The sequence below is a fragment of the Marivita sp. NO-S04 genome (assembly GCF_059070475.1).
Map to the genome: position 1 here is coordinate 16083 of NZ_JBKAEE010000003.1, position 12092 is coordinate 28174.

General features: G+C 60.8%; 12 protein-coding genes and 1 pseudogene. 1 reads left to right on the top strand and 12 read right to left on the bottom strand.

Features of this window, described 5'->3' with window-relative positions:
- Positions 1–25 precede the first annotated feature (25 nt).
- The 7 genes from ACK3EW_RS23235 to ACK3EW_RS23265 are packed head-to-tail and all read right to left on the bottom strand — an operon-like array spanning position 26 to position 5166.
- Positions 26–1144, bottom strand: a complete 1119-nt coding sequence (locus ACK3EW_RS23235) for a cysteine desulfurase family protein (RefSeq protein WP_317939103.1) — start codon at positions 1142–1144, stop codon at positions 26–28.
- Between the two features lie 32 nt (positions 1145–1176).
- Positions 1177–1602, bottom strand: coding sequence for a rhodanese-like domain-containing protein (locus tag ACK3EW_RS23240; RefSeq protein ID WP_317939104.1), 426 nt, complete (start codon positions 1600–1602; stop codon positions 1177–1179).
- A 31-nt stretch (positions 1603–1633) separates the two neighbouring features.
- Entirely contained in the window at positions 1634–1930 is a 297-nt protein-coding gene (locus ACK3EW_RS23245) for a rhodanese-like domain-containing protein (RefSeq protein ID WP_317939105.1), read from the bottom strand.
- Positions 1930–2283 carry a DsrE/DsrF/TusD sulfur relay family protein gene (locus ACK3EW_RS23250; RefSeq protein ID WP_394379382.1) on the bottom strand — a complete coding sequence of 118 codons (354 nt, stop codon included), beginning with the start codon at positions 2281–2283 and terminating at the stop codon, positions 1930–1932. Before ACK3EW_RS23250 ends, ACK3EW_RS23245 begins: the two co-directional genes overlap by 1 nt.
- 9 nt (positions 2284–2292) lie before the next feature.
- Positions 2293–3012 (bottom strand): DUF1499 domain-containing protein, encoded by a 720-nt coding sequence (locus tag ACK3EW_RS23255; RefSeq protein WP_317939107.1) that lies wholly within the window; start codon positions 3010–3012, stop codon positions 2293–2295.
- The gene (locus ACK3EW_RS23260) at positions 3005–4315 is read right to left on the bottom strand and encodes an MFS transporter (RefSeq protein ID WP_317939108.1); all 1311 of its coding nucleotides are present in this window, start codon (positions 4313–4315) and stop codon (positions 3005–3007) included. Before ACK3EW_RS23260 ends, ACK3EW_RS23255 begins: the two co-directional genes overlap by 8 nt.
- Positions 4312–5166, bottom strand: a complete 855-nt coding sequence (locus ACK3EW_RS23265; protein WP_493809896.1) for a sterol desaturase family protein — start codon at positions 5164–5166, stop codon at positions 4312–4314. Before ACK3EW_RS23265 ends, ACK3EW_RS23260 begins: the two co-directional genes overlap by 4 nt.
- Before the next feature lie 84 nt (positions 5167–5250).
- Here ACK3EW_RS23265 and ACK3EW_RS23270 point away from each other — a divergent pair, with 84 nt between their 5' ends.
- Entirely contained in the window at positions 5251–5916 is a 666-nt protein-coding gene (locus tag ACK3EW_RS23270) for an ArsR/SmtB family transcription factor (protein WP_317939110.1), read from the top strand.
- A gap of 280 nt (positions 5917–6196) precedes the next feature.
- Here the strand turns inward: ACK3EW_RS23270 and ACK3EW_RS23275 are convergent.
- From ACK3EW_RS23275 to ACK3EW_RS23295, 5 genes and pseudogenes are all read right to left on the bottom strand, one after another.
- A pseudogene (locus ACK3EW_RS23275) lies at positions 6197–7207 on the bottom strand (ParB/RepB/Spo0J family partition protein); the annotation flags it as partial.
- A gap of 175 nt (positions 7208–7382) precedes the next feature.
- The gene (locus ACK3EW_RS23280) at positions 7383–8432 is read right to left on the bottom strand and encodes a helix-turn-helix domain-containing protein (protein WP_493809897.1); all 1050 of its coding nucleotides are present in this window, start codon (positions 8430–8432) and stop codon (positions 7383–7385) included.
- Positions 8433–8587: 155 nt separating this feature from the next.
- Positions 8588–9658, bottom strand: coding sequence for a plasmid partitioning protein RepB (gene repB, locus ACK3EW_RS23285; protein WP_317939112.1), 1071 nt, complete (start codon positions 9656–9658; stop codon positions 8588–8590).
- Positions 9658–10845 carry a plasmid partitioning protein RepA gene (repA, locus tag ACK3EW_RS23290; RefSeq protein ID WP_037239335.1) on the bottom strand — a complete coding sequence of 396 codons (1188 nt, stop codon included), beginning with the start codon at positions 10843–10845 and terminating at the stop codon, positions 9658–9660. The genes repB and repA overlap by 1 nt, the downstream gene beginning before the upstream one ends.
- 240 nt (positions 10846–11085) lie before the next feature.
- Complete coding sequence (locus tag ACK3EW_RS23295) at positions 11086–12009, bottom strand: recombinase family protein (protein ID WP_317939113.1); 924 nt, start codon at positions 12007–12009, stop codon at positions 11086–11088.
- Positions 12010–12092 lie beyond the last annotated feature (83 nt).

A 12092-nucleotide genomic window follows, 5' to 3' on the forward strand; every position in this document is an offset into this window, starting at 1 on the left:
TCCGGGAAGGGCCGCCTCGTTTCCGTCAACTCAGCACCCGGCGAAGGCGCGTCACCACATGGTCGATCTCGTCCGCGGTCGTGGTGCGGCCGAGGCTGAACCGGATCGCACCCATGCCGACCTGCGGCGCAACACCCATCGCATCCAGCACTGGAGACAGCTGGACCCGTCCCGAGTGGCAGGCGGAGCCGGTCGAGGCCGCAACCTCCGGTATGGCCGCAAGTATCTCCGCACCGACGCGGTCGACGAAGGCAACGTTGAGCGTGTTGGGCAGGCGGCGCTCGGGATGGCCGTTGAGAACGACGTGATCGCCGAACGCATCCTTGAGCGTGGCCCAGAAGCGATCCCGCAGGACCTGGACCCGCTCCATTGGCCCCAGGCCCGAAGCAAGACTGGCGGCCACGCCGAGCGCGGCTGTGAGCATCGCGCTCTCGGTGCCCGCGCGCCGACCGCTCTCATGCCCGGCGCCGTGGATGAACGGCTCCAGTTGCAGGCCGTCGCGGATGAAGAGCGCGCCGACGCCCTTCGGTGCGTGGAACTTGTGCCCGGCCATCGTCAACAGATCGACGCCAAGGTCGTCCACCCTGGTCGGGATCTTGCCAACCGACTGCGCGGCATCGGTGTGGAAGCGAACGCCGTGCTCGCGCGCGATCGCAGCGCATTCCGCGATGGGCTGGATCGTCCCCGTCTCGTTGTTGGCATGCATGATGGTGACGAGCACAGTGTCGTCGGTCATCGCGCGCCGCAGATCGTCGGGGTCGACGAGCCCCGTGCCATCAACTGGCAACCAGGTCACCTGCGCCCCGAAGTGCTCGAGGAATCGAAGCGGCGCTACGATGGCCGGATGCTCGGCGCTCGACGTGATGAAATGCGGTTGGTCCTTGCCGCTGGCAAAGAACACACCCTTCAGCGCGTGGTTGTTCGCCTCGCTGCCACCGCTTGTGAACACGATCTCTTGCGGCGCGCAGCCCACAAGCGCCGCGACCTGCGATCTGGCCTCCTCCACCATCAGGCGGGCAGGAACCCCGGCCCAGTGGCCGCTGGAAGGATTGCCATGCCCCGTTTCCAGGGCATAGCGCATGATATCGGCGACCTCGGGGGCAACCGGGGTGCTGGCGTTGAAATCCAGATAGATGTCTCGCAAGACCCACTCTCCCGTTAATACTTGGCCCGTGCTCAGGGCTTGTAGGCCGCGTCCTGTTGCCAGCCTGTAAATCCGCTCTGCATGACGACGACGTTGGTCCGCCCGGCCACGCGCAGCGCGAAGGCCGCTTGGGCCGACAGGCTGCCGGTGTTGCAGAAGAGGATGGTCATACGGTCCTCGGGGATCTCGTCGATCCGGTCGAGAACCTCACGCCACTCTATATTGACGGAACCGGGGATCGTGCCCTCCTCGAACTGGCCCGCATCTCGGGTGTCTACAAAAAGCGCGGTCTCGAAGACAGTCTGGTCGAGTTGCTGAGGCAGGATGATGCCGGACTCATATTCCGAGAACATCAGGTATTCCTGCATGGCCTCAACTGCGGCGTCCTGCGCCAGAGTAGGCGCTGTTTGGACGCCAAGTGCAACTGTCGTCGCCAACAGTAGGTGTTTCAGGTTCATCCGGTATTCCTCCGTTCCGGTTTCTTGGTGTTCAGGTGTTCTGCGCAAGCCAGCCGTTCGTGCCGCCTTCGAGCCATAGGGTGTATGGGTGGCCGAGCCTGTTCAGGATGTCCGCGCCTTCGGCGGACCGCCCGCCGCCTTTGCCGCAAATGGTCACGGGTGTTTTGCCGGTAGGGATTTCACCCACCCGAGCCTCGAGTTCGGCCAGCGGGATATGCACCGCGCCCGTCACATGGGCCGTGGCGTAGTCTTCGGCGTCGCGCACATCGATCAGGTGGAAGCGATCCGGATCGTCCGCGAGGGCGGCGAGTGTCAGCATCTGAGCCATCAGAACACCAGGACCTTGTCGGCGGCGAGAGTCGCCTGGGCGAGTTCATCCATGGTCGATCGGCTTGCCCCCTCCATCATGTCGCCCTCGGCGAGGCCGCGCGCATCCATGCAGGTGCCGCACATCAGGACACGCCCCTTCGCGGACAGGACCCGGCGAAGCATGCGCTCGAGGTTGTAGTAGCCATCGGGCGTCTTCTGCCCCGCCTTGGCGCAGAGCACCGCGTCGGCCATCAGGAATACGGTGATGTCTGCTTCAGGGTCGTTCTTGACCAGCGCGTGAGCCATGCGCAGCCCGTTGAAGCTGCGCTCGGTGCCATAGGGTGGGTCGTTCAGCAGGATCAGGTGTTTCATGGTCGGTCCTCAGGTCCGGGCGCGCGTTTCGAGATCGGACAGGAAGGCTTCGATGCGCCTGGCATTGGCGCCACGGTCGATCTGGCCGAGGCGCGAGCGCGAACGCATGTCGATGCGGGCGCCGGCATCGGTTTCGGTGACGCGGATCGCTACCTCGTCCTCGAAGCCGAACAGGCGGCTTGTCGCGATGGCCTCAATCTGACCCTCCGCGGGATCGGCCGACAGCACCTCCCAGCCGCGCTCCTCCACGAGGGCGAGCGCGGCCGCGAAAGCCTTGTCGAAAGCGAGCGACAGCTCCAGCGGGCGCACATCGGGATATGCGGCGCGCTGCGGCCCGGCGTTCTGCGCGGGGTAGTCGCTCGGCGTGGCCGTGAACCAGAACACGGGCGGGTCTTCGGTGTCGGTCGAGATGTCGTTGATCGGCGGCGTGATACGGGCGGCGATCTCGAAGGCGGCGCCAAGGCCCGCGACGGGCAGCGACAGGATCAGCCCCAGCAAGACCGCGCCAGATCCACCCCTCCTGCGGCGGAGCCAGACCACCAGCCCGGCCAGCGCGGCTATGACGCCGGCACCCGCCGTCCAGGCGCCCCAGCCGGCAAGGTCATAGGCCTGCGGCCAGGGCCAGCCGCCCGCCCGGAAGCCCCAGACAGAAACTGCAAGAAGCGCGATCGAGGCGACGCCCAACAAGATCGAAAGGAAGCCCAGAGGGCGGGCAAGCGTGTCAGGCATCTGCAAGCTTCCTTGGGCTGGCGGGGTTCAATCGCGGATGAGTTTCATCGCCGAGCCAGAAGAGCACGGCACCGGAGACGAACATGGAAATTGCGACGAACCAGAAGGCGGCTTCCGCAGCGCCGGTCAGGCTGGCCGCCAGCCCGAGGCCGAGCGCGCCGATGGCATAGCCGAGGTCACGCCAGAAGCGGTAGATGCCGATGGCAGAGCCGCGCCAGGCGGGCGGCGTGATATCGGCCACCGCCGCGGAGAGGTTCGGGTAAAGGAGCGCCATGCCGAAGCCCGCCACCCCGGCCGACACCGACCACCAGAGCGCGCCTGTGCCCATGACCACCATCGCCACGCCCGCGCCGCAGATCCACATGCCCAGAACGTCGGGCCAGAACCGGCCGACATGGTCCGACAGCCGCCCGGTGACAAGCTGCGAGCCGCCCCAGACGAAGCCGTAAGTGCCGACGATCCAGCCGACCTCGGTCAGGGTCGCGCCCTGCCCCACAAGGAAGACCGGGAACAGTGCCCAGACCAGCGCATCGACGAATTTCTCGACCAGCCCCGCCTGTGAGATCGCGAAGAGCCGTCGGTCACGCCAGCTCATCAGGGCGAAAACCTCGCCCGTGCTGGGGTGCTCGGACACGCCCTGCGGATAACGCGGCGGGTTTTTCGGGGGTGCGGCCTTGTGCGCGGCCGTCTCAGCCTTGGCCCACGGGAGCGTGTCCTTGACCCAGACCACGGTCAGCAACAGAGCCAAGAGGACCACGGCCATGCCGAAGACCAGAAGCCCCGTCCGCGCGCCCAGCCATTCGGCGGCATAGGCGGTCAAGATGCCCGCGATCGCCACGCCGACATAGCCCGAGAACTCGTTGAGCCCCATCGTGAGCCCGCGTTCCTCAGCCTTGGTGATGTCGAGCTTGGCCGTCTGCGTCATCGACCAGCAGAGGCCCTGATTGACGCCGAGAAGCACGGTCGCGGCGACGATCCAGTTCCAGTCCGGCGCGTACCAGATCATCACCGGGATCGGCAGAGCCACGACCCAACCCCAGAACAGCACCCGCTTGCGCCCGATGCGTTCGGACCAGCGCCCGGCGACGAAGTTCATCACCGCCTTCACCGCACCGAAGGCCACGACGAAGGACGCCAGCAGCAGGAACGAGCCGCGCTCGAGCCCGAACTCGCTCTCGGCCAGCGCGGGGACCACCGTGCGCGTCATGCCGATGGCGAAACCCACCAGCATCACCTGGATCAGTTGGTGGGCGACCTGCACCCGGTTCTCGCGGATGCCGCGCGTGAAGTCGCTGGAGGTCATTCGGCGGGCTCCTTTTTCGTGTTCTGTGGATCGAGCGCATGACCACTTGCCGGACCACGGACCGGCTGAACCAGCATCCGGTCAAGCCAGAGATCGCGGCGTGTGCGGAACTGCTCGATGCCGATCTCCATCCCCTCGTGGCCCTTCGCGGGCTGGGCGATGTAGGTGCCAAGCAGCCGGTCCCACCACGGCAGGTTGAAACCGTAGTTCGAATTGGTCTCGCGTGGATCGATGGAATGGTGGACGCGGTGCATGTCCGGCGTGACGACGAACAGGCGCAGCACCCGGTCCACCGGGCGCGGCAGATCGATGTTGGCGTGGTTGAAGAGCGCGGTGGCGTTCAGGATCACCTCGAACAGCAGCACCGCGATGGCGGGGGGGCCGAGGGCGGCAACCGCCGCAAGTTTGATCCCCATGGAGATGAGGATCTCCACGGGATGGAAGCGCAGGCCTGTCGTGGCGTCAAAATCAAGATCAGCGTGGTGCATCCGGTGCAACCGCCACAAGCCGGGAGTCGCGTGGAACATCACGTGCTGGAGATAGATCGCCAGATCGAGTAGCAGCATCGAGACGAGGATGGCCACCCACACGGGCGCGTCAATATTGTTGAACAGCCCCCAGCCGCGATCCTCGGCCATGACGGCCAGCCCGACAGCGACAATCGGAAAGGTCAGCCGCAGGATTACAGTGTCGAGCACCACGAGGCCCAAGTTGTTCGTCCAGCGGATGACGCGCGGGATCTCTCGCCTGCGGCGCGGCGCCGCCACTTCCCAAAGCGCCATCGCCGCCAGCACGCCTAGAAAGATGCTGAGGCGGATGGCAGGTTCTGCGGACAGGATGGATTCAGACATGGTCTCGACCCCTGGGGTTGCGGAAAGCGCCGAAATCGCTATCATTCAATTTATCACTTGAACGTTTAGGACTTGGAGTTCCCAATGTCAACCAGCCCGAAGACAGCCCTACTCGAGGAATATGCGCTTGTCGCCCGCGCGCTCTCTGCACCGGCGCGTCTGATGTTGCTGGAACAATTGGCGCAAGGAGAACGAGGAGTGGAGGCGCTGGCGGAAAAGACAGGCCTCACCGTCGCCAACTGCTCGCAACACCTGCAACAGTTGCGCCGGGCCGCACTCGTCACCAGCCGCCGTGACGGCAAGGCAGTGATCTACCGGCTGACCGACGTGAAGACCCTCGCGCTGATGGACCTTCTGCGCATCGTTGCCGAGCGTAACCTCGCGCAGGTCGAGCGTATCCTGCGAGGGCTTTCAAGCGGCGAGGATGCACCCGAACCGGTCAGCCGGGAAGACCTCGCAGCACGGATCGCCGAGGGTTCTGTGACCGTGCTCGATGTCCGCCCCGCAGATGAATACGCTGCGGGTCACATTCCGGGCGCGCTCAATGCGACGCTGACGGAGATCGAGCGGATTGTCCCAACGCTCGATCCAGCCGCCGAAATCGTGGCTTATTGCAGGGGCCCCTATTGCATCTATGCCCATCAGGCTGTGGCCGCCCTGCGCAAACACGGTTTCAATGCGCGCCGCCTTGACGGCGGTTTGCCGGAATGGCGAGAGGATGGCCTGCCAGTGCTGGTAGGCACGCAATAGTCCGATGACCGTCTAGTTCATCGACACCAAGCCACAAAGGCGTCAATAGGCGCGGCTGCGCCATGCCAGGGCCTCGAGAAGTGAGGCTTCGGCCTCATCCGCCCTGCCCTTCGACACGGCTCTCACCGTCCTGTGCCACGAGATCGTTATGGCGCAGGACCTCGGCAGTCCCCTTCGGTCGACCACCCGACATGAGGATAGTTCAGACATGAGCGGCACTGGCATGGCCATCGGCGAGACTACGATCAGCCCCCTGCCCCGCAAGAGCAGAATCAGTACCATCCTGCCCCACGTATTCCTCCTCAAGCGCCCGGTATTCGGCGAGCAGCTTGGCATGAGCTGCACCTTCGTCATCCGTCATCGGTGCCGGATCACCCGACAGAGACCGCAGCCCGTGGCTGTAGCCGTAGGGCAGGTCGAGTGCGACCTCGATCCACTTCCAGCCCTCAACCGCAACCGTCTCAGCCTCGGCCTGGAGTTTGTCCGCCACCAGCCGATCGAGCAGGGCAGGGTCTTCGAGTCAACCGCCGTCATCGCCTTGGAACAGGTCATGCAGCATCGTGCCGCCCGCCGCTTCGTAGGCCTGAACACTCACAAAGACTGCACGCCGGTCGGACGCCCTGACCGAGGTCTCGGTCAGCATGCGCCGGATCTGGAATGGCTCCTTGTTCCAGGATGAATGAATCACATCCCAGACCAGAACCTGACGCGCGTGATCGGGGTTCACGGTGAAAACCATGAGCTGCTCCAGCGTCATGCCATCCTCGGCATAGATCTCAAGCAGGGCAGGGGCGACGGCTGCGAGTTTGAGGCGCTGCTTCACGACCTGCGGCGTCAAGAAGAAGGCGGCAGCAATCTCTGCGTCGGTCTGTCCCTTGTCTCGCAGGGACACAAACGCGCGGAACCGATCGAGCGGGTGCAGGGCGACGCGCTGCATGTTTTCTGCAAGGGAATCGTCCTCGGCTAGGATGTCGGATGCAGCATCGCGGACGATGCAGGGAATGGGCGTGGTCTTTGCCAAACGCTTTTGCTTCACCAGCCGGGATAATGCTTGAAACCGGCGGCCACCAGCCGGGATTTCGAACTTGCCGGTCTCGGTGCCATCGTCAGCCAACACGGGCCGCACGCTCAGGCTCTGCAAAAGACCGCGGCGAGCGATGTCTTCGGCCAGTTCCTCGAGGGACACGCCAGCTTTGATGCGCCGCACGTTGGACTGGCTCAGCACCAGCTTGTCGAAAGGGATATCCCGCGAAGGGGACAGGGTGATTTTCTGGACAGCTGTGGTCCTCAGATATTCCCCACGACGGGCGTCGGAAGCCACTCTCCCGATCTCACTTCCCGTCACCCTCAAACCAACACTTCTTTTCCTCTCGATGACCTTATGGTTGGAACTATCCGGGAAAATTCGCCGGAGCATCAAAGACTACCCTCAATCACAAGCTGGTTGAGTGACCGTGATAAGACCATCACATCCCTTGCCTCATCATTGCGTCTAGGTACGCGTTGGTGTTCCTCACCTGTCCTGTGCTGGCTCTCAAAATTAATTCGTCGAGTGCAATAAGGAGCTGCCCTGGACCTCTTTCTCTAAGGTGTCTCATGATCCTGCCTTGTTCTATTCTCAGCAAATTCCCGACATCAGCCAACATGTTCATAACGGATTGATGATCTCTTGGTTCATTTGGGAAGAAGTCCGATACGTTTTTCAGGTCCGTCCAAGCCATAGTTGTTGGATCTCGGCCGTCTTTAAATCCAGAGCTGCTGAGAGCACCTGTAGTATCCTTTTTTATATTCAATCTTGTGGGTTCTACGTGCCGGACATTTTGTCCGTCGTTGCCGGACAATTGGTCGGGCATCGTTTCCTGAGCTTCACGGTTTCCGGCCGGAAACTCTCTGATGGTCGCTCCGGCCAACTCTGCCAACTTCTTGATAAGTTCTATGATTTCGTCGGCTTTGAGTGTTGCACGGCGTAGGATGTTGCGCACGTTTTGGAGAAATGTGAATGTCTCATCATCGTTTGCTTGGCGCAAAGCTTCGACACGAAGAGACAGCGCCTCCGCCCTGAGTGACCGTAGCTCTTCCTGATCGCCGACAAGCTGTTTTGCGTGTTCTGTGAGCTCACTTTCCCGATCGAACATTGGCTGTAGATCGAAGCCAAAGGCATCTCTGATCAATCCACCGTAGCGAAGAGGGAACCGTTTGCGGGTTGCGCTATCCCTGCGTTGGATCAAATTGGCGTCCACGAGGCGTCCGATACACCGTCGGATCGTTCTCTCGTTCAGACCGTTCGTTCTCTCAGACAACGATGCGTTTGAGGGGAAGACGGTAGTCATTGAAGCTGTTTCTCCGGCCTTCTTCGGCATGAAGCTGATTAAGGCCTGCAGTGTCACAAGGTCATTTGGTGTCAAACCGAGTTCTTTGCGAAGCGTTCGGATCGGCTCGATGACTCTGTACGGGTTCGTACAGGGTACAGGAGATCGTTCCGCCAAGGCGGGTGTGTGAGAAAATACCTGTCTCATGATGATGTCGGCTGAAAAAGCTTCCCCGTTCACCGCGAACGGTGTTGAAAACGATTCGGCTTCGGGGTATCAATCAGGTGTCTAAGCTAATCGAGGCCCTTCGGAAGCACTGCTTTCGGGGGGTCTTTCCTTTTCTGGCCTGTCCTCCTTTCTGCTCAGTTTTCGTTATCTTCTATGTCAGGACCATCAAGATCCTGATCCCTGCCGGAGACTGGGTTACCTATGGGTTCCATTTTCTCTGGGGTAATGATCTGCCCCGGACTAGCGGCCTTCGCGTTCGCCAACGCGAGAAGAGCGGCCTCTGGATTCTCAGAGATCCACGTATGAAGCCCGTCATCTCCGTTCTTGACGGTGATGATCACGTTTCTCTTGGTGACCTTCACCATCCCGAGTCTTGTCTGGATTGCCGATGGGGCAGTGGGCTTGTGCTGTTTCAGGAGACCTTCAAAGACCGCAAAGCGTTCGTCGGAGGTCTTGCCTGAACCTCTGGATTTCATGAGAGTATCATGGAATTCTCGGTTTCCGGCCGGAAACCCTTCATCTCCAGAGAAGCCAAGGCTCTCATAAGACTTTGCGGCAGCATACCAACGATCCCGTCCAACCCCGGGTGCCGCCCCGATCTTTTGGATGAGTTCAGTCGGAATACAGGAAGTGACTTGTTTCATGCGAGCAAGTCCCGTGAGCTTGTCACCGGCTTTCCTGGCTTTCTGATCGATGTTGAGGGCGTCACAGACCAGCCCCTCGTCCTTGCCGGACTCTATGAGAGAACGTGCAAACAGGGCTTTCTCGATCCAGCTGAGGTCTTTTCGGAAGCTGTTCTCTTGGCCTTGTGCAAGAATCGCTTGATCCTCATCCAAGCCTCTGATGAGAGCCTTTGCGGGCTTGCCGATAAGTCGAAGGGCCGCTAATCGCCTGCGCCCATAGATGATCCTGTATCGCCCCCCTTCGGGGCTCAGAAGTATTGGGATAAGCTGTCCCTGCTTGTCGATGCTTTCAGCCAGTTCCCTGATGTCATCTTCGTCATCCACGGCCAGACGATCCTGGAACTCGGAATCATCAATAAGGTCGGTACTGATTTCTTGAATTGAAGATTGTGCCGCATCCTGAAGAGAACGGGCCATTCCCGAAAGGGCAGGGGCTCGTGACTGGGTTCGAGTCGGAGAAATCGACGAGTTCTCCTGCTTTTCTTCATCCTCGGGAATGTCGAATGTGACTTTGCGTGCCATTACTTACGCCCCCATGCCGTTTTGATGAGCCCTTCGACCTCCGCCACAACCCCGTTGATGGACTCGATAGCCCGATCGTACGTCTGGCGATGGAAATCCGTTCTGGCGATCTCGAACAGTGTCTGTTGCGTGAGCCCAGCGTCAGAGACTGCGGAGGATTTCAGGAAAGGCTGTGTAAGAACGTCATCCGTGAACATGGTCCGCAGGAATGCCGCCATCTGGGTTTGGGGGCCGTCATTGGGCTCGAAACGAGTGATTAGAAACCTCATGAAGTCCCAGTCGGGCGATGCGCCTACATCAGCAATCGTTGCCATGAGGCTGGATGTGAGCTGCAGGAATTGGGCCATCGAGGCGACGTCAAGCATGCTTGGAATGACAGTGACGACTAGGGATGTCGACGCTACCAAAGCTGATAATGTGGTAAACCCGAGTTGGGGTGGGCAGTCGATGACGACAATGTCGTAGTCTGTCTCGACTTCATTAATGCAAAGGGCAAGCCGCTGATAGAACGGCGGCCTGATATTGTTTCGAAGGGCGTGTGCGGTTTCGGTCTCGAACTCAGAGAGCAGCAATCCGGCCGCAGCTAGATCGAGGTTGTGGAAATACGTTTTGCGCACAACGTCTCTAAAGGGGATAGGGTCCTCGTACCGTAGGGCATCGTACACCGTTCCGGCTTCAGGGAAGTCGATTTCCGGCCGGAAACCGAACATTGTGGTCATTGAGGCTTGCGGGTCGAGATCGATTGCCAGAACTCGATAACCGTCAAGGGCGAGCTTTTGGGCCAAATGGATCGCCGTTGTCGTCTTTCCCGCGCCCCCTTTGAAGTTGGCGATCGAAATGATCTGTATATGCTCCCCTTCCCGACGACGAGGAACAATATGCTGGAACTTCGTGCTTGACCGGGCAATTTCGTGGCGCGCTATGTCGATCTGCTCTGCAGTGTAGAACCTGCGGCCGCGGGCATCCGTCTCGATGTCACCGAGATCGAGCTTGTCCTCGAAGAACATCTTCCGCAGAAAATCCTGGCTTACCCCGAGGATCTGAGCAACCTCCGTGGATGAGAACCGTCTGAGAGCCTTTCGTTCATCAGGTAGAAACGATTTGCGCATATTCACATCAAGCGATTTGCTTAGACGTGTCGCCATCGTTTGGATCTTTTGATCCATTCTGATCCGCTGCTCGTTCATGCCCGTCCCGCCGCCCGTCTTCCGGGTCTATCTTGAGAAGGAACGCAAAACCGCCGGAAACTGATGGTTAGCGTTCTTCCGCAAAAATGTCAGGAAAGCGTTTGACAGGCAAGGATTTTTTCAAATGGTGGGCCGGTACCCGATGAAATCATTTATTTACAATGGCTTATCTTATTTCGCGGATCCAACGCGTCAAGAGCTTGTGTCGCTGCCATCTATTAAACGCAAGATGTACCCGATTCACATAGGCGGTTTTGCTTCCAAAGAACGAATCTGAGTCTCTTCAATCATTCCCAGATTCTCGGCTCGCTCCAACAGCATCTTGACCGATGAGGGCTGCCATCTCGTTCGGCCACGAGGCGTGCGTTCGCGCATAGATTCCAGCCGTTCACAGATCGCTTGAAGCGTGATGTCGGGGTCCGCGCCCTTGATGCCGGCGACGATGGCGGGCAGACGATCGTCGGTTTCGCGGCGCCCGGCGCGGGCCAGCACCTCGGCAGGCAGGAAGCCGTCGCGGACATAAGCCTTCACAGCGCGCAAGAGACGGCTTTGGGTCCAGCGACGCGCCTCGGGCAAGGGGCCGTTGATGATGCGCACCACGTCTTCCCATGCCAAGTCGGGGCGCAACCGGCGCACATGGGGCACCCAGTCTTGTGCCGTCTCGTTCAGGCGCTCCATGTAGCCGTCCTGTCTTGCCAGCCGTACCTTACGAAGAGCGGCAGGGTCTTTGGCACGCAGCCCAGGGTTCCCGCCCACGCGGCCCTTTGTGCGCGCGCTGGCGAGGCCGGCCTTGGTGCGTTCCCGGATCAGGGCGCGCTCGAACTCGGCCGCAGCGCCCAAGACCTGCAGCGTGAACTTGCCTTGCGGGGATCCGGTATCGATCGGGTCCTGAATGGAACGAAAGAACGCACCCTTGGCCTCCAGCCGCTCGATCACCTCCAGCAGATGCGACAGGGATCGCGCAAGGCGGTCGATCCGCACGACCACCAGCGTGTCGCCCTTGCCGATGCGCTCCAACACCCGCGCCAGCACCGGCCGCGCACGATTGCCGCCCGAGGCCTGTTCTTCGTGGATCTCGGCGCAGCCCGCGGATTTCAGGGCCTGCGACTGGGGCAGGGGGGTCTGATCCTCGGTGGATACGCGGGCATAACCGATCAAGGGCATCAAAACAGTCTTTTTGCAGTTTCGTATATCATTACTAAACGACCGTTTGTAAACGAATGCAACCGCTCTCTCTGTGGTGCTGC

Coding starts and splice junctions, on each gene's coding strand:
- ACK3EW_RS23240 (WP_317939104.1), bottom strand. CDS start 1,602: ATGAACCTGAAACACCTACTGTTGGCGACGACAGTTGCACTTGGCGTC.
- ACK3EW_RS23245 (WP_317939105.1), bottom strand. CDS start 1,930: ATGGCTCAGATGCTGACACTCGCCGCCCTCGCGGACGATCCGGATCGC.
- ACK3EW_RS23250 (WP_394379382.1), bottom strand. CDS start 2,283: ATGAAACACCTGATCCTGCTGAACGACCCACCCTATGGCACCGAGCGC.
- ACK3EW_RS23255 (WP_317939107.1), bottom strand. CDS start 3,012: ATGCCTGACACGCTTGCCCGCCCTCTGGGCTTCCTTTCGATCTTGTTG.
- ACK3EW_RS23260 (WP_317939108.1), bottom strand. CDS start 4,315: ATGACCTCCAGCGACTTCACGCGCGGCATCCGCGAGAACCGGGTGCAG.
- ACK3EW_RS23265 (WP_493809896.1), bottom strand. CDS start 5,166: ATGTCTGAATCCATCCTGTCCGCAGAACCTGCCATCCGCCTCAGCATC.
- ACK3EW_RS23270 (WP_317939110.1), top strand. CDS start 5,251: ATGTCAACCAGCCCGAAGACAGCCCTACTCGAGGAATATGCGCTTGTC.
- ACK3EW_RS23280 (WP_493809897.1), bottom strand. CDS start 8,432: ATGAGACAGGTATTTTCTCACACACCCGCCTTGGCGGAACGATCTCCT.
- repB (WP_317939112.1), bottom strand. CDS start 9,658: ATGGCACGCAAAGTCACATTCGACATTCCCGAGGATGAAGAAAAGCAG.
- repA (WP_037239335.1), bottom strand. CDS start 10,845: ATGAACGAGCAGCGGATCAGAATGGATCAAAAGATCCAAACGATGGCG.
- ACK3EW_RS23295 (WP_317939113.1), bottom strand. CDS start 12,009: ATGCCCTTGATCGGTTATGCCCGCGTATCCACCGAGGATCAGACCCCC.